Annotated in this window: 21 protein-coding genes and 1 pseudogene; 4 read left to right on the top strand and 18 right to left on the bottom strand. The window is 65.7% G+C overall.

The annotated features are described in order from the left end of the window. Positions 1–17 precede the first annotated feature (17 nt). The 4 genes and pseudogenes from RHODMAR_RS26380 to RHODMAR_RS26390 form a co-directional block, all read right to left on the bottom strand. A complete protein-coding gene (locus RHODMAR_RS26380) occupies positions 18–830 on the bottom strand; it encodes a hypothetical protein (RefSeq protein WP_008720897.1) in 813 nt (270 codons plus the stop codon). Between the two features lie 139 nt (positions 831–969). Beyond that, entirely contained in the window at positions 970–1,563 is a 594-nt protein-coding gene (locus RHODMAR_RS26385; protein WP_008720898.1) for a DnaB-like helicase N-terminal domain-containing protein, read from the bottom strand. Positions 1,564–1,647: 84 nt separating this feature from the next. Next, complete coding sequence (locus RHODMAR_RS28515; RefSeq protein ID WP_157226250.1) at positions 1,648–1,791, bottom strand: hypothetical protein; 144 nt, start codon at positions 1,789–1,791, stop codon at positions 1,648–1,650. A gap of 36 nt (positions 1,792–1,827) precedes the next feature. After that, positions 1,828–2,069 (bottom strand): annotated as a pseudogene (locus RHODMAR_RS26390) (glutaredoxin domain-containing protein). A 500-nt stretch (positions 2,070–2,569) separates the two neighbouring features. Between RHODMAR_RS26390 and RHODMAR_RS28520 the strand changes: the two are divergent. Further along, positions 2,570–2,740 (top strand): hypothetical protein, encoded by a 171-nt coding sequence (locus RHODMAR_RS28520; protein ID WP_157226251.1) that lies wholly within the window; start codon positions 2,570–2,572, stop codon positions 2,738–2,740. Between the two features lie 179 nt (positions 2,741–2,919). Here the strand turns inward: RHODMAR_RS28520 and RHODMAR_RS26395 are convergent, their stop codons facing one another. The 8 genes from RHODMAR_RS26395 to RHODMAR_RS26420 all read right to left on the bottom strand — a co-directional run bounded on the left by RHODMAR_RS26395 (position 2,920) and on the right by RHODMAR_RS26420 (position 8,377). Then, the gene (locus tag RHODMAR_RS26395) at positions 2,920–3,939 is read right to left on the bottom strand and encodes a DUF4192 domain-containing protein (protein ID WP_008720900.1); all 1,020 of its coding nucleotides are present in this window, start codon (positions 3,937–3,939) and stop codon (positions 2,920–2,922) included. A gap of 51 nt (positions 3,940–3,990) precedes the next feature. Next, on the bottom strand, positions 3,991–4,131 hold the full coding sequence (locus tag RHODMAR_RS28525) for a hypothetical protein (protein WP_157226252.1): 141 nt from the start codon (positions 4,129–4,131) through the stop codon (positions 3,991–3,993). Positions 4,132–4,611: 480 nt separating this feature from the next. Beyond that, the gene (locus tag RHODMAR_RS27285) at positions 4,612–5,448 is read right to left on the bottom strand and encodes a restriction endonuclease (RefSeq protein ID WP_008720901.1); all 837 of its coding nucleotides are present in this window, start codon (positions 5,446–5,448) and stop codon (positions 4,612–4,614) included. 348 nt (positions 5,449–5,796) lie between these two features. Beyond that, positions 5,797–6,051 (bottom strand): hypothetical protein, encoded by a 255-nt coding sequence (locus RHODMAR_RS28530; protein ID WP_008720902.1) that lies wholly within the window; start codon positions 6,049–6,051, stop codon positions 5,797–5,799. A gap of 336 nt (positions 6,052–6,387) precedes the next feature. Next, positions 6,388–7,236, bottom strand: coding sequence for a hypothetical protein (locus RHODMAR_RS26410; protein WP_008720903.1), 849 nt, complete (start codon positions 7,234–7,236; stop codon positions 6,388–6,390). 87 nt (positions 7,237–7,323) lie between these two features. Next, positions 7,324–7,488 (bottom strand): hypothetical protein, encoded by a 165-nt coding sequence (locus RHODMAR_RS28535; RefSeq protein WP_157226253.1) that lies wholly within the window; start codon positions 7,486–7,488, stop codon positions 7,324–7,326. A gap of 130 nt (positions 7,489–7,618) precedes the next feature. Continuing rightward, positions 7,619–7,831, bottom strand: coding sequence for a hypothetical protein (locus RHODMAR_RS26415; protein ID WP_008720904.1), 213 nt, complete (start codon positions 7,829–7,831; stop codon positions 7,619–7,621). A gap of 285 nt (positions 7,832–8,116) precedes the next feature. After that, entirely contained in the window at positions 8,117–8,377 is a 261-nt protein-coding gene (locus RHODMAR_RS26420; protein WP_008720905.1) for a hypothetical protein, read from the bottom strand. A 421-nt stretch (positions 8,378–8,798) separates the two neighbouring features. Between RHODMAR_RS26420 and RHODMAR_RS26425 the strand changes: the two genes are divergently transcribed. After that, complete coding sequence (locus tag RHODMAR_RS26425; RefSeq protein WP_042940532.1) at positions 8,799–9,167, top strand: histone-like nucleoid-structuring protein Lsr2; 369 nt, start codon at positions 8,799–8,801, stop codon at positions 9,165–9,167. Positions 9,168–9,321: 154 nt separating this feature from the next. Here the strand turns inward: RHODMAR_RS26425 and RHODMAR_RS26430 are convergent, their stop codons facing one another. The 3 genes from RHODMAR_RS26430 to RHODMAR_RS26440 form a co-directional block, all read right to left on the bottom strand. Then, the gene (locus tag RHODMAR_RS26430) at positions 9,322–10,806 is read right to left on the bottom strand and encodes a hypothetical protein (RefSeq protein WP_008720907.1); all 1,485 of its coding nucleotides are present in this window, start codon (positions 10,804–10,806) and stop codon (positions 9,322–9,324) included. A gap of 325 nt (positions 10,807–11,131) precedes the next feature. Further along, positions 11,132–11,419, bottom strand: a complete 288-nt coding sequence (locus tag RHODMAR_RS26435; protein ID WP_008720908.1) for a hypothetical protein — start codon at positions 11,417–11,419, stop codon at positions 11,132–11,134. Between the two features lie 365 nt (positions 11,420–11,784). After that, a complete protein-coding gene (locus RHODMAR_RS26440) occupies positions 11,785–12,726 on the bottom strand; it encodes an ArdC-like ssDNA-binding domain-containing protein (RefSeq protein ID WP_008720909.1) in 942 nt (313 codons plus the stop codon). A 242-nt stretch (positions 12,727–12,968) separates the two neighbouring features. Between RHODMAR_RS26440 and RHODMAR_RS28540 the strand changes: the two genes are divergently transcribed. Beyond that, positions 12,969–13,127, top strand: coding sequence for a hypothetical protein (locus RHODMAR_RS28540; RefSeq protein ID WP_157226254.1), 159 nt, complete (start codon positions 12,969–12,971; stop codon positions 13,125–13,127). Positions 13,128–13,984: 857 nt separating this feature from the next. Further along, complete coding sequence (locus tag RHODMAR_RS26445; RefSeq protein ID WP_008720910.1) at positions 13,985–14,425, top strand: hypothetical protein; 441 nt, start codon at positions 13,985–13,987, stop codon at positions 14,423–14,425. Between the two features lie 429 nt (positions 14,426–14,854). Here RHODMAR_RS26445 and RHODMAR_RS28545 read toward each other — a convergent pair whose 3' ends face one another. Genes RHODMAR_RS28545 through RHODMAR_RS26455 form a run of 3 tightly spaced genes read right to left on the bottom strand, consistent with a single transcriptional unit; the run spans position 14,855 to position 15,684 of the window. After that, positions 14,855–15,016 (bottom strand): hypothetical protein, encoded by a 162-nt coding sequence (locus RHODMAR_RS28545; RefSeq protein WP_157226255.1) that lies wholly within the window; start codon positions 15,014–15,016, stop codon positions 14,855–14,857. Beyond that, complete coding sequence (locus RHODMAR_RS26450; RefSeq protein WP_008720911.1) at positions 15,013–15,345, bottom strand: hypothetical protein; 333 nt, start codon at positions 15,343–15,345, stop codon at positions 15,013–15,015. The genes RHODMAR_RS28545 and RHODMAR_RS26450 overlap by 4 nt, the downstream gene beginning before the upstream one ends. Before the next feature lie 33 nt (positions 15,346–15,378). Next, the gene (locus RHODMAR_RS26455; protein WP_008720912.1) at positions 15,379–15,684 is read right to left on the bottom strand and encodes a hypothetical protein; all 306 of its coding nucleotides are present in this window, start codon (positions 15,682–15,684) and stop codon (positions 15,379–15,381) included. Positions 15,685–15,764: the final 80 nt, after the last annotated feature.

Consider the following 15,764-nt stretch of genomic DNA (forward strand, 5'->3'; position numbering starts at 1 on the left):
GCTGTTCCGGCGGGGGTCTAGTGCTGGGGCCAGCCGCGAACGAGCTTGTCGGTGCTCGCGTGCACGGCGTTGAAGGCGTCGACGAGGTACGTCAGCCATGACGCTGCGGTCTCCGGGTTCGGGACCAGCGTCGACGGGACGGCGTTCTGTTCGTCGTCGGAGAGTTCGTTGAAGTCGCTCGGGTAGTCGGTGGTGTCGCCGTCGACGATGTTCGGTGCGCCGTCGATTTCGTAGGTGATCACGAAGTGGAGCTCGTGCCGGTTCGGGGCGGTGAACTCGGCCGACAGGGCGAGCTCGCCCCACAGTCGCCGGTCGTAGGTGACGGCACCGGAGTTGATCGCGGCCTGCAGCAACCAGTGCGGCGTCCACAGTGCTTGCGGGGTACCGGGTTCGGGCCACTCGAAGTCGTCGTCGAGCACGTCGGCTTTGGCGATGTCGAGGGTGAGCAGCGGCGCGGCCGGCGCAGGGGTTCCGTCAGCTCCGTGTGCGGTGGGTGCGGTCATGGCCGGTGCCTCCAGGGTGTCGGTGTGGGTGTGGGTAACGATGAGGACGCCGAGGTCGGTTCCGATGTTCGCACTGTCCCCGAGAGCGTCGAGCAGTCGTTCGGCCAGAGTTGCGGCGTCAGCGGCGCGGTAGGTGCCCAGGGTGCTCCACGTCGCCGCGTCGTACGAGGTTTCCGATGCCGAGCACACCTGCACGGTCAGCGCACCGCTGCCGGTCGGGACGTGCTCGAGATCGCCGGACGCGTCGACGACTGCGGCGATCTGGTCTCGAACGTGCGCGGGCAGGCCTGCGCCGAGAGTAGCGGCTGGCGTGGTGGGCTCGTTCATGCCGTCTGACGCTACGTGTGGCGTCTGTTCGGCGTGCTCACCTGTCGTTGTCACTGTCCTCGTCTTTCGGTTGTGGCCCGCAGAGCACCGTAGTGCCACCCGCCGGTCGTCCGCGTACACGGATCAGCTCGCCCGATGGTCAGGATGTGGAGGGTTGCCGAAAGGTGTTGAGTCGGTTGAACGCTGCGCGTTGCGCGGTGCCGAGTTCGACCATGTAGTCGAACAGGTCTACTTCGGGTGCTTCTTCGGCGGCCTGGGTCAGTCGTTGGCCGGCGATGTGGAAGCTGCGTCGGTAGGACTGGGACAGGACGTTGTCGGCGTAGTGGACGGCGGCGACGGAGTGTGCGCCGGCGGTGACGATGCCCATGAGGCGTTTGCGTAGTGGCGCGTCTTTGGCTCCGTCTGCTCCGGATCGGATGAGTGCGCCGGTGACGGAAGCGAAGTCGTGGGGTTGACCGGCGGCGATGAGGTCGACGATGTGGCCGAACATGCGTGCGTGTGCTGGATCTTCGAAGTCCGCTGCGGTGAGTGTGCTGGTGATCCGTTCGATGTCGGCTCCGTCGGTGGACTGGTTGCGCACGTCCATCAGGGCGCACAGGAGCATTGCTTCGGGGTCGGTGGCCGGGTCGTAGCCGGGTTCGACCGACGTGTCGAGGTCCTCGACGGGTGCGAGGTCCGCGCGTGCCTGCGCTGCGGCGTCGCCGGGTGTGGGGACTGCGCGTAGTGCGTTCATCGTGGGCCTCGTGTTCGTGTCAGGTCGGGTCGGACGTCGTACCGGTGGAACGTTGCTACCGGCTGTGGTGCATTGCGTCAGTGGTCAGGATGCAGCTTTGTCGATGTCACTGCACTCGGTCTCGGCCAGGCTGGGCTGACGTGATGTGGGGTGTTCTGCGGTGAGCTCGGCGTCGATCTGGCGGTCGATGTAGTCAGGGTCAGGGGTGTAGGCGGGCACGAGTCGCATGGCGGGGCCTCTTCTGTATTTGTGGGTTTGCGGGTCTCAGGCGGCGGCGAGCTTGTCCAGGGCGTCGATCCGGAACCCTGACCAGTGGGTGTCCTCGTCGACGACGACCACGGGTGCCTGGAGGTAGCCGAGTTCGCAGGTGACGAAGTGGCGGGCGGTGTCGTCTTCTCTGATGTCGACTGTCCGGCAGTCCGGCAGTCGAGGCCGTGCTTGTCGAGTCGTTGTTTCGTTGCGTCGCATTGGCTGCAATTCGGTTTCGTGTACACGGTGATCGGCATAGTTTTCTCCTTACGGGAATTACTGCTGTTGGCTTCTATTCTACGTCAATAACGGCAATAGATCCAGACCTTTACTCCTCCACCTAAATTTCAATTATGTTGCTGCACTTCGCCTTATCGTTCTCTGAGCAATCCCTGATGCATCCATTTGAGGCATTCCGGAACAGCTACGAATGCCTCTGATTGGGCCTGCCTTACCCTGCGTTCTTTTCGCTTCCGGGTGGCGCGAAAAAGAGACGGCGGTGCACGGTGTCGACGGTCAATGCCTGGCCGGTGCGAGTGTTCGCCGGGGAGCGCAGCGAGTGCGGGTCGGGCGAACAGTCGTGCTGGGCCCTGTGGCCGAAGCGTGAGCGGAGCCAGGGGTTGATCCGGAAGAGCGGCGGGTGACGCATTCTCGTTGCGCAGCCAGACGGACCGAAAAGAATCTCCCCTTTGTGTGTGGCGGCGCAAAGCTCGTGCCTGGTGGCTGGTGTTCGTGCTGGTCGGTAGGGTTCTGGGGTATGGAGCGCTCGCGGATCGAACATGCCTTGTCCAAAGCTGTGGTGAACGCGTCCCTGCCGCCGTCGGATCTGGCGCTCGATGCGATCGTCGCCGGTGTTCGGGTCGAAGACACCCGTCCCACCACCGCCGACGTCGATATGGCGTGGCCGGCCGATCCGACGACCCTCTGAGCGCTGTCTCGCTCTTCACCTCTCCCCGATTTGCTGCCGGCCGCCCGGCCCACGTCGGTGTCGACGCTGGTGGGCGTCTGTCGATGTGAGGGCTCGATGCCCGATGCATCGGCCCTGCGCCCGCGCCCTGACTGCCGGGCGTGGCCACCTCGAACCGGTGGCCACGCTCGGCGGCGGTGTCAGGTGTAGCTCTGCACTGCGCCGATGTGGTCGGCCACGTAGTCGGGGGTGATGACCCTGCCGATTCCTTGGACCTGCGCCGGTTCCATTCCGGCTGCGAGTGCGGCGGACAGTAGACCGGCCAGTCTCGGGAGGGTGAGGTCGGCGCGGTGGGCGGTGCGTTCGGCGGCCTCGAGGGCCGCGCACGCGGCTGCGCCGTCGCCGGTGCAGTACAGGAAGTAGGCGACGATGGTGAGGGCGTTGGCTCGGGCGGTGCCGCGTAGCGGGGCCGCGATGCGGGTGAATGCGTCTGCTGCGTCGGCGTCGCCGTGAATGTGCATGGCCATGAAGGCGTCTCGGACTTCGGCGTGGCCGGTGGCCAGGGCGAGGCCGACGCGGGCGGTGAGGTCAGCGCTGGGGATCTCGCGGGCGTGGATGACGGCGGCGAGCTCGTCGAAGGTGACGGGCAGAAAGTCGGCGCCCATCGTGGCAGCGGCGGCGAGTGCGAGGGATTCGGGGATCTTGGCGGTGGGTGCGAAGCGGGCCTCGATGTCGGCGCGTGACGTGGCGATGACGCCCCCGGCTGCGGTGCGGGCGGCCGCGAGTTCGGTGGTGGCGGGGTCGGGGATGGTGCCGTCGGTGAAGCGGTCGAGGTCGGTGAAGGTGGTTCCTGCGGTGAGGCTGTAGGTGTGCAGGGCGCGGATGGTGCGGATTCCGCGTGCGGTGAAGGCGTCGCGGATGGCGTCGAGTCCGATCAGGGCTGCGCCTGCGTGGGTGGTGTCTGCGATGGCGGCGAGGATGGCGGCGGTGACCGGTCGCCCGGCGACGGTGTGCCGGGACAGTGGGGTCACGACGTTATCCGCTCCGGCTTCGGCCTGCTCGGCGTCGATGCGGGCGGTGGTTGCAACCAGGTGTGAGCCGTTGCCGTTGTCGGCCAGGGTGATGGCGACGACGGAGTTTTCGGGGGTGTGGCCGAGCAGGGCGGGGATGGCGGCGAGGGTGTCGGCGGCGGTGGCGAGGGACAGGCGGTGTTGGGTCATAGCGAAAGCCTTTCGGGGGTGCGTTCGGGTTGGGTTGGGGTGGATCGGTTTTCAGTGGCGGAGTTCGCGTCGCGCGGTGCGGCGGTCGCGGCGTGCGCTGGCGCGTTTGACGGTGCTCCGGACTTTGCGGCTGCCGTTGCGGTGGACGATGATGTCGATTTCGTCGGCGGTGGTGGGGTGCTGTGCTCGCATGGTGACCTGTTCCTCTCGACTGGTGGCCGGACCTTCGCCCTGCCAATTTCTTTCGCCGTGGTGGCTGGGGAGAGAAACCAGCGCACGGGAACGACGGGGCAACCCCTCGTCTCGGACAGTTTTCGTGGGAGCGCAGCGACTACGGGATGAAAAGTGTTCGGAGCCTTGGCCGTAGCGCAGCGGAGCGAGGGGTTGAGCCGGCGGGCACGGGTGATGGATACTCGGAGAAGCCACCTACGTCGAAAGAAATTTGATTCTTTTCGCTCTTTTGAGTGCGGAGCGCAGCGGAGTTCGGTTCGGTTCGGCCCGTAGGGGTGCGTGTGGCCCGCCGGGGCCTGCCTGTGTACGCAGAACGCCGCCGGAGCTGGTGCTCTACGGCGGCGCGGTAGTGGGGTACGGCTGTGAACGTGATTGTGCGGGAGCGACGGAGGGTGACGCCGCTCGGTGTCGCGGTAGCGCTGGTGTTGCAGTTTGTCGTGGTCAGGCCGATGGCGTCGCCGGGGTGCGGATTTCGCGGACTCCTACGCACGCGATCGCGAACGAGGTCAGGCCGCCCAGTGCCAGGACTGTTCCAAGGATGATTTTCACTGCCGTGGGGAATGTGCTGCTGTAGAGCTCAAACGATAGCCATCCTGCAAGCACGGCGAGACTCAGGCAGAGCACAATCGTTGCGGCACCCAAGACCAGGCTCGCGATGGGTCCTGGTGGTTCAGCGTTCCGCATTTTGACCTCATCGCGCCAGCTCTCCGCTGGCTTCTTCGGTCCGGTGATTCGCTGCGGATGGCTGCCATTCTGGGTGGATGGGCGTTCGTCTTTCGGTTTCGGGGTGATGAGTGCGCTTGCTGGGGACGTCCAGAGGCGCGGCTCTCCAGTGATGTTTCGCGCCCGTGCGGATTTGGGGCGGAAGGGTGGCGTTGCGGGTTTGGATTGTTCGGCGGGTTCGGTCTGGGGCGGCTTGGACACGAGGTTCGCGGCGACTGAGTTTTGGGGTTCGGCTGTGCCGTGGGGGTCGTAGTCGAAGAGTGCGATCTTGAATTGGTCTGCGTATTCGACGGCTGATTTGCTGTATCCGGAGGCGGAGTAGAACAGCATGGTTTTGTGGTGTTGGCCTGCGGATGCTCCGTATAGGCGTTGCAGGTCTGGGCGGCCGGCGGCACCGCCTTTCCACTTGACCTGGGCGAGGGCGGCGCGGGAGGTGACGTCGATTCCGGCGTCGGGGCCGATGGGTGTGACCGTGGCGTCGGTGAATCCGAGCGACTTCATTGACCGTGCGGCAGCGTGTTCGGCGTCGCGCGCATTCTTGATGAAGCCTGCCACCGGTCTACGCTCCTTTTCGGCCGTTCAAGGACCCGCAAGGCGCGCCCCGTTGCGCGGCAGCTTACTGGCGCTGGTCACCGTATCGGACTGTGCGTCGGTGGCGGCTTGCGGCGGGTTCGGTTGGTGTCGGTGGCCTGTGGCAGGGTCGCGGTTCATGGAAACAGACTCCACTGTCGCGGCGCTGACGAATCGGTCGCATTTCGATGACTGTCCCAGGTGCAGTCGCCCGATTCCGTTGCCGCTGGACAACTTCTGTTCTCAGTGTAGGTATCCGTTGCGGGTCGATTCGGAGGAGCGGGCGGCGAGGCTTCATGCTGCGAACCTGCGGCGACTCCGTCGGCGTCGTGGTTAGAGCGGTCCGGTGGTGGCGGGTACGAGGGTGTCGGGTTTGACGAGGTAGGGGTAGACGCCGGGGCCTGGTGTTTCGTTTTCGACGAGGACGAGGCCTCCGTCTTGGATTTCGCGAATGACGACGATGCCGGGTGCGCCGGGTGCGAGGTGGTAGCGGTCGCCGATGTTCACGGTGTCTCCTGTGGTGGTGTGTGTTGATTGTCGATGCTCGAGGTCGGTTCGGACGGCCAACGGGGTGGTGGTGTCGGTCATGTGATGGGTGTGACCGCGTCGGCAGGGCCCATTGCCGGTCGAGGTCGAGTCGTCCCATCTTGTTGCCCGTGGGTATCGAAAACGTCACGCTTGCAAGCCAATCCCCGACGCTGGTCCGGGCCCACGCGAACAAGGTTCCCTCGACGATGGTGTCCATCGCGAGGCCCTCGGCACGGACTTTCAACGCGGTGGTGTCGCGGAATCGTCCGCCTCCGGATCGCCCGATCGCGAGTGCCACATTGACGTTCACCGACATCGGCGGGTCCACGATGCGGCGGGTGGGTGGCTCGAAGGTGGTGGGCCACGCGTCGAAGATGCCGGCGTTGTCGTCGGTGGTCATTGGGCGGCCGCGAGCGGTCGATGGACGGCGAGTTCGTCGGCGGGTGAGGGTGTCCAGCGCAGGCCCGTCTCGCCGAAGCTCGGAGCGGTGAGGGTGTATCGGCCGGTGCGTTGCTGGGTTCCGCGTCCATGGACAGTGGTCTCGAGGGTGATCGTCTTGATGCGGCCCCTCCCCTGCTCTATGCCGCCGTAGCCGGTGACGGTCGATGCGATCGTGAGATCAATACCGGGCATGCGGCCATCCGTGATGGCCAGAATGCTGCCGTGCCGACGATTCCTGGCGAGCAGAGCCTTTGCGCGCGTGGGTGGTACGTCGCGGCCGTGCACGGTGGTCACGACCAAATCTACCCCGTCGAGACAGATCGAGGCGGCGTCGAGAGGGTCGGTCGATCCTGGATCTACGAGATGCACTTTGGCGAGGTTGCCGCCGTGTTCGTGGACGGCGAGCAGGCTCAGGCGGGGTTGGCCGATGAGGGCGACGTGGTGGCCGGCGGCGGATGCTTCGGCGATGAGGGCGATGAGTATCGATCCGGCGCCGGTGACGGTGATGGCGGTTCCGCGGGCCAGGGCTCGGCGTGGGAGCAGAGCGGCGAGCGGCGGGGGTACGGGCATGGTGCGAAGGGTTTTGCCGCGTACAGCGCCGGTGAGCGGTTCCGGATCGTCGTCGACGACCGGCGTGACCCGATCGATGGGTTGAACCCGTTCGTGCGCGGCGATAGCGGGCAGATCGGCAGGCGCGTGGTCTCGGCGGCCGCCGGGGACGGTGGCCATCCGGCGGCGGAGGACGTCGAGCTGGGCGGCTTTATCGAGTCCGATGAGGTCTTCGATCGCGTCGACGGTGGCCATGTGGATCGACCTTTCGCCGTGCCGGTGGGAGCTACCGCCAGAGTATCGAACACCCGTTCGAGTTGTCGAATGTGCTGGTGAGGTCGGTCAGCGGGGAACGGCGTGGCCGTCGAGGTCGGCCGCTGTGAAGGTCCAGGCGAGGTGCCGGTACAGACGCAGGGTGCATTTGACCTGTTCGAGGGCATGAAGAACGGTCGGGTGGTCGGGGTCGTGGCCCTCGCCTCGGATGGCGGCTCGTTCGTCGTGGTCCATACCTGCTTGGACGCCGCCGGGCTCGACTTGGTTCCGGCAACAGTCATTCGTGTGAATGACTGGACGAGCGTGGAGGCCTGGCCAGACGGGACGGGTGGTGTCCCCGCCCGGTGTGGGCGGGGCCGTCCGGCTAGAGCTCGAGCGGCTGGATCGGTTCGTCGGTGCGGTGTTTGCCGAGCAGGCATTCCCAGGTCCGGGTGTCGAGCTGCTCGGGTGCGACCCACTGTCCCCATATCGTGGCGTGGTGCACGTCCGCGTGCAGTCCACCCAGGTTGTGGGTGGCCATCGTCGCGCCGCGGTTATGGGCGGCGGATGCGATGGCGGAGAGGCGATCTGGAAGCATGGCGAGTTCCTTTCGAGGTTCGGATGAGACGTAGCGATCGGGCATGACGAGGGTGGCCTGTCAACCCCGAAGAGCGGAGCGTGGGTTGACTGGTCGGGGTCCCCGGCATGTCAGACTCGGCGTCCTCGTACGACCCCTTTGGTGACCCATATGGGGCGACGCCGCAGGCGGCGAGGTGGTGCTGCAGGTACACGTGCACTCCGCACGGATGCACAGCTCCGATCTGGGAGACAAAAAAAGGGGACCCGGCCCCGTGGTGGGACCGGGCCCTGGAGGGCCTGGTGCTCAGTGGGTGCACCAGAAGGACCCGACCGGGATGGATGCTCCCGGCTGTCTGTTGCACCACCGGCAGGTGGTGTCGTGTGTGATCCGTCCGAGCACTCCTTCGGCCTCCTCGATGAGGATGGGCAGCTCTGCTGCGCTGGCGAGCACGAGCGCTTCGGTGGCCCACCGGGCCGCGCGCGGATCTTCGGCGGGGCAGTGAGCGGCATTGCCGATGAGATCGGTGATGATCTGGTGATCGTTGAGCAATTCGTTGCTGTTCATGACAGGGACACCTTCCAAAGGTTCGGATGAGACGTCCCCGATCGACGTGACGAGGGTGGCCTGTCAAACCGCGTTGTGGGAGCGTGCGACCGCGGTTTTACTGGTCGGGGTCCCCGGCATGTCAGGCTGGGACGACTCGTACGACCAAAAATGGTGACCCATATGGGGCGGCCCCGAAGGGGACGTGCGGACGCGTCCCACGCGTTCGAATACTGTTGCACTGCAACGGCTACGGCTGCCGCAAACGTCCATCCGTGCACCCGGCGGGATTGCTTTCACTGTGCCCATAGGTCCGACTGCGGGAAATCGAATGCAGCTCAATTACCGTGTCGATGAAGAATGCGGATATCGACGCTGGTTATCCTCGTGACGACGAATGCGGTTGCGCGTTGCGAATGTGTCGATGAAAGGTTTTCCGGCTGTGGCCAAACGAGTGACAACCCAATTGGTGGACGATATCGACGGGTCGGTCATCGACGACGAGTCCGGCGAGACGATCGAATTCGCGATCAACGGTGTCGAGTACTCGATCGACTTGAAAGCGAAGAACGCCAACGAGTTTCACAAGAAGCTCGACTACTACGTCGGGCATGCGACGCGGGTCGGCGGCCGCAAGCGTAAGCCCTCCCCCGCTGCCGCGTCGACCGCGACAGCGGCCGGCGGATCGGTCAAGCGTGATCCGGAGCAGACGCGGGCGATCCGGCAGTGGGCGTTCGACCAGGGTTACGAGATCAGCGAACGTGGCCGGATTCCGGCCGACATCGAAGAGGCGTACAACGCCGCTCACTGATTTCGGTGAGCCGCCTGCGTCGACGTGAGCGGGTGCCGATGGTGGTGCGCCGAGCGGGGGAGCTCGAGGGGCTGCCGCAGGCCCCCTCGACCGGGCCGGGGACGAGGCCACCAGGTGGCGGGCACCGTAGAGGTACCCGCCACCGATGCCGGTCCTAGTCGGTGACGCTTTCCTCGCTGAGCGCGTCGTACGCCTGTTCCGGTGTCATCGTCCCGGCTGCGACCTGCTCTACCGGAGTCAGCTCGCAGCCCTGCTCGGCCAACAGTCCCAGGTAGTTGTCCTGGTTGGAGCCTCCGACTCGCTTCCACCAGTCCTTACCGGTCCCGCTCATCCTCGCTTCGTAGGCGGCGAGGATCTGCGCGAGCGCGATCACCTGCGCGCGTGAGTCGCTCGCCTTGTCGATCACCGGTGCCAGCGCATCACGTGCGGCCCGCTCTTTCCAATCGCCGTAGAGGCTGGTCGTCGGCTCGGCCACGCTCACTCCGAGCAGCTCCGCGAGGTACTGCGACGCCTTGTTCTGGGTGAGCAGTCCCGGCTCGTCGACAAGGGTGTCGGTGATCCACTTCGCGGCACCCTTCGGCAGGGTCTTGCGAGTGAGGAACTTGGTCACGAACTCCTTGCGGACCACAGTCGCTGCGAGCGATGCGACGTTGAGCGCCTTGGTCCGTCGCCGGGCTGCCCGTTCTGCTTCCTTCGCCGCCGCCTCGGCGGCGAGCCGCTTCTGCTCGACCGCCCGAGCGACTGCCTCGGCGTCGGCGGGATCGACGTTTTCTGCGGGTTCGGCCAGCGCGGCCGCAAGGATCGGCCCCGGCTTCACACCGGCGGCGTCGGGGTCGGCGGTGAAGTACTCCGGCACCCACACCTCGGCGGCGGTGATGTCCTTGTGGTGGTGCAACCCCTCGTCGGGTGTCGCTTCGGGGTCATCCTGGGTGTCCCAGTCGATGCTGTCCTCCTCGATCACCGCGCCTGTCGCGGTGAGGGTGAACTGGTCTTCCTTCGACAGCCACACCGCCCAGTATCCCGCTGCGGCCTCGATCACGGCGTCGGTCACTGCATCACCGTCGGCGGTCACCAGATCGTCTGCACGCAGGTACGGGCCGCCGTAGGCCGGTTCTTCCTCGAGGACGGTCAGCCCTTGCTCGGCGTACGGTGCGCCCGCTGCGGCGCGGGCCTTGCGCACGGCACGGTCCTCGAGCAGCCGCTGCGCGGTCCACCGGAAGTCGTACCGCGCAACTCCCAGTAGCGTCTCGACGGCGGCAGTGTCGCCCTCTGCGTCGAACACGGCCACGATCGCGGCCTGATCGAGAGTCAGCTGCCCCGCGTCGAGGGCACCGATCGCAGTCTGCGAGCGGCCCGCTGCCCCTGCCGCTTTGACGGTCTCACGCTTGACCTGGACGGCCTTGGCGATCTTGGGCACCGACAGACCGAGTTCGAGCATGTCGGTCACGGCCTTCGCGCGCTGACCTTCGGTGAGGCCGATTCTGCGGTCGTTGGCGACGACCTGCTGGGTGAGGCGTTCGATTTCCCGGTCCTTGGCCTTGCTGGCAGTCGGCACGATCAGCACTCGGACGCTGTCGACCCCGGCTTCGATCGCGGCGAGGGTGCGAACCTGGCCGGGAGATGACGACGACTCGGTCACCGTCGCGGCGCGCGAGGATCGGCATCAGCACTCCGAGTTCGGTGATGGAGGCGACGACGGCGCGGAACTCGTCCGTCTCGGTGTCGACCTCGTCGCGGACGTTCGGGCCGACCTCGAGGGCGGTGGGGTGCAGGCGGACGACGTATTCGCCCGCCCCCACGACCGGCGTGGTGCCGGTCGTGGAGGCTTGCGTTGCGGCGGTGGTGGTTTCGACGCTCGCGGTCATGGTGGTGTCTCTCCCTGGTAGATTCTTCGGTTGGAGACACCGGGCAGGTAAGGACTGTCCGGTGTTTTCTTGTTGTCCGGGCCTGTACGGGCCTCGGGGTTAATGCTGAGCGGTGGCTGCCTGGTGGTGGCCTTCGAGCCGTGCGGCGTGGATCTCGGCCTCACTGGCTCCGTGTTCGCGTGCGGTGCACGCCCAGAACGCGGCCCGCTCGAGGTGCGCGTCGACGGTGGTCGAGTTCGCATCTGTTGCGGCCCGGTTGACCTGCTCGGTGTAGGCGGTGACCTGCGCGAGTGCGTGGGTCTTGACCTGCGCCGGGACTCCGGCGATCGCGGCCATGACTGCGGTACGCAGTCCCGCCGTCCTCGGTCCTGTGATGGTGTCGTGCATGTCGCGTACTTCCCTTCTCAACTGGTGGCCTGGCCCTTTGCCCTGCCACGTTTTTTCGCCGTTTCTGGCGTGAGGAGAGAAGTCAGCGCACGGGGACGACGGGGCAACCCCTCGTCTCGGACAGTTTTCGTGGGAGCGCAGCGACTGCGGGACGAAAAGTGTTCGGAGCCTTGGCCGTAGCGCAGCGGAGCGAGGGGTTGAGGCGGCGGTCACGGGTGATGAATGCTCGCCGGTAGCCAGAACCGCAGTGAAAAAACGTCTTGCTCTTCCACGGTGCGGAGCGCAGCGGAGCTCGATTCGGTGGACACCGCAGGTGGCCTGATCCGCCGGCCGGAACTCTCGGCCGGCGAACCCTCCCGGTGCACCTATGCGGCTTCCCCGGTCCCGGTGTCCTCACCCTTGTTCGACTCGGAGTCGGCGGTCTCGTCGAGGGCGTCGGCCAGCTCGTGGACGGCGGTCAGTACTGCTTTCGCGGTGGCGGTGACCTGCTCGAGGTCTCCTGCTGCCCATCCGGCGATGTAGCCGACGCTGTAGGCGCTGGTGTCGAGTCCGAGCATCCCGGCCAGCACGTAGGCGACGGATTCGGCTTCGACTTCCATCCGGCCGCGGTGCAGGTCCTTTCGGGCTTCGGGGCCGATGAGGTCGGGTGCGTGCATGATCGCGTGCGCTGCCTCGTGGATCATCGTTTTTGCGGCCGCTGCGGGTTCGAGGGCTGCGTCGACGACGATCCGGTGGGAGCCGTCGGTGGTGGTGTAGCCGTTCGCGCTGCTGGTGATCGCCTCGCGGGTGACGGTCCAGCCTCGGCCGGTCATGATCGCTGCCACGCGGTCGTAGATCGCGTCCGGATCGGCGCCGGTGAGCAGCTGGGCGATTTCCTCGGGCTGGGGGTGTCCCTCGATCGGGTCGGTTTGGGAGTGGTCGAACACCGACAGAATCGGGAACGTGGGCACCTTGCGGGTCTCTTCGTCGCCGGTGTCGGGGTCGGTCTCGGTGACGGTGACGGTGACGGTGCGGGAGCTGTAGCCGTAGATCCGGATCGCCTTCTGACCTTTGCGGACCTGCCGCCCGCGTTGCTGCCAGGCACGGAATCCGGCAACCTGAGTGGCCTCGGGCTTCTGGGCGAGGATCAACAGGACGTTGTTGAAGCTGTAGGAGTGGAACGAGGCCACGTGGTCGAGGTACGCGCGCCAGGTGTCGGAGCTGGTCAGCTCGGCTACCTTGTCGGTGATCGAGGTGTGCAGTGATGCCGCCAGCTCGCGGCGTGCTTCGGCCTTGTCCGCCGCGCTGGTGTTGGTTCGTGTGGCCATGACTGGTGCCTCTCCCCTCGTGACCGGTCCCCCGGCCTGCTCTGCCAATTTCTTGTCGCCGTCATCTGGCGTGAGGAGAGACAGCAGCGCACGGGGACGACGGGGCAACCCTGCGTCTCGGACAGTTTTCGTGGGAGCGCAGCGACTACGGGACGAAAAGTGTTCGGAGCCTTCGGCCGTAGCGCAGCGGAGCGAGGGGTTGAGTCGGCGGGCACGGGTGATGCAGTATCGCCGGGAGCCAGATGTGCGACAAGAAATCGATGTCTTTCGCGGTGCGGAGCGCAGCGGAGCTCGGTTCGGGGGACGCCCGCAGGGTGGCCGGCACCGCCGAAGGCGGAACACCCGATCGCTCATCGACGCCGGCGGGTGACCACCTCCCGGCCGTGGAGCTCGCGAAGTGATTGTGCGGGAGCGACGGAGACCGGACACGCTCGGTGTTGCGGCAGCGCCAATTCGCGATGTTTCGTTGCCTGGGCGGTGTGAGTCAGCCTCCGGTACGGCGCGCTGGAGGGCATACGGTAGCTGTCGCAAATGCCAGTAAGATCACTCGTGTGATGGTTTCGCCTCCGTACGAAGATCTGCTGCGCCACGGAGTCGGGTTCATCGGGAATCCAACTGAATAGAGATGGATCGGCGAGGTTGTTCTCGCCCCCTATGCCTCAGGACGCGACGTGTCGTGTCTTCCTGTTCTGGTCGTCTCGATAGGGGCGGCTGGCTTCCGACAGATTGCCTGTCGGTTGCGAGGTAGGAAGGGGGCGGCGATGGCTTCTGATGCCGATCCACCCGAAAGACCGGGGCCTTCGCGGGCCGATAGAGCTGGGGATGCGTTTTTGCGTGTCGCTGTAGGAATGCGGGGAGCTTTGTTGCTCGCCACATACTGCAACAGCTCGACCACCGTTGTTCTGGTGATCGAGCTGTTGGTTCTAGGACTCCAGTTGGCTGCTAGCTTCTCGCGGCGGCGCTGACAAGAGGAGGCCCTGGGGCAGGGCGGCTATCTCGGTGTTCGCGCACCGGGGTGGTCGCCCTTGTCGTGAACTGGTGTCCACGTTGCCTAAGTTCACTGTAGACGGAGTTTGCCAAAGTTCCAATCGACTGGGTAGGGAATCGCCTGCTCAGCATCGGTAGGCAGAGGCCGGATGTTCGGCATTTTCGGTAGACGGTCAGGCCGTTGTGGTGGTGTCCGGCGTCCGGTTGGTTGTAGAACCGACAAGTAGTGAAATGCCCTGTGCGGGGCCTTGTTTTCGGCGATACTCGCGGGATGTACGACGAACCGGAGTATCGATACCGCATCGACGTGTATGGGACGATCGGCATGTCCTTGGAGGGCGAGATCGAGTGCTTTCGCGTAGACCCTCCCCACAAGGTGGGGCGCTTCACTTTCGGTGTATTCCATGACGATCGGGTCGTCGAGACGCTTCAACTCGATAACCTCACTGAGGCGGATAAGCCGCCTGGTTCCTATTTGGGTGGGCTCGGCATGGCGATGTTCCAGCGACTGATGGATCACTTCCCCGGCTATGAGTTCCGGATCTCCGGTCCCCTCGAAAATCAGTTAGAGGCGGGTCAACACTTCATCACTGCTGTACGGAATGGAAACGTGTCGAAGGATCGAGATCCGTTGCCCTATCACGACAATAGGTGTTTCAAGAGACGTGATGAGTGTGTCTGTCCGCTGGGTGGGCGACAGCGGGATCAGTAGCTACGTGGGCTGTCTGATCATGCTGTGGCGGCTTGTGGAGCGTCGGATGCTCGTGGTGGGTGGGTTGATCGATCAGTGATCTTCCGGTCGAGGAGCACGCGGAGGGCGATCGCGCGCGCGGCACGCTCTGCGATCTCGGCGGGCAGTGGTGGGCCGTCGATGGTTCGGATTCGCATAGTCGCCGATTGTGCCGTGGGGTACCGACAGGTTCTGTTGCGCTGCAACGTGTTGCGGTCGCGCCTGCAGCATTTCGCCGTCTCTGGATCTCGTGCTGGCGGGTTTCTGCAGGACGGAAGCGCAGTTCGGGTCGGTGGCCGCCCGCGCGGGGTGTCGCCCTTCCGTGCGCTCGACGGCATCTCTGCTCGGCGTCCGCGATACGACAAGGCCCGCTCCCTGGTGGGGGCGGGCCTTGTCGGGTTCGTGTGTTGGTCAGCTTTTGGGGGGTTTGGTGTCTTTGCCGGCGGCGACGTCGCGGATCCAGTCGGGGACGTCGACGTTGTCGTATTCGGCGGTTTCGACGTAGGCGCGGGCGGCCGCTGCTGCCACGCGTGGGCGTGGTCGCCGGGTGGTTCGGCGTTCGGTGGTGGTCATCGCGGGTCCTCCGTGGTGTCGGTCTGAGGTTCAGTGTCCTCGGTGTCGGGGTCTTGCGCCAGTGCTCGGCGCATGGCGTGTTCGCTGACGGTGCGGATGACGTCGCGTTCGGTGGGGGTGATGAGTTTGGATTTGCTGACGGTGCTGTACATCGTCCAGCCGAGTTCGGCGGCGGCGTCGTCGTCACTGGTGGTGAGCTCAAGGCACCAGCTGATGCGCTGCCAGGCCTGAGCTCGGTTCTCGCTGCTGGTGCGTTGACGCAGGGTGGCGGTGACGCCGATGGTGGCGAGGATGCCGACGATGAGGGTGACCCATGCTTGTGCGGGCACGTGGGTGGTTCCTTCCTGGGGGTCGTGGTCGGCTCACATGTAGAGCAGGTGTGGTGGTGCGGTGCCGTCGAAGCGTTCGAGGCTGTCGAGGACGCCGTTGTAGTTGGCGGGTCGGCAGCGGCCGAGTCCGACGATGAGGGCGCAGGTGCCGTCGAGGGTGACGAGGTAGGACGGTGCGCAGCCGTTGTCGGGTGAGGTGTGCTCGGCGGCGTCGAGGAGGGCGTAGCGGACGGCGTCTGCGGCGGCTCTCTTGGCGTCGTCGAGGGTGGTGTCGGCTCCGCTGGCGGTGAGCAGTTCGGGACTGTTCTCGGGGCGGGTGGTGACGGTCCAGGTGATCATCGGCGGTGGCTTCCCTTTTCTGGCCTGAAGCGGGTGGCTGCTTGCTTCTCAGCGTCGCACGGGGAGCGCAGCGAGTCGTG

It is taken from the genome of Rhodococcus sp. AW25M09 (genome assembly GCF_000333955.1).
Classification (GTDB): Bacteria; Actinomycetota; Actinomycetes; order Mycobacteriales; family Mycobacteriaceae; genus Rhodococcoides.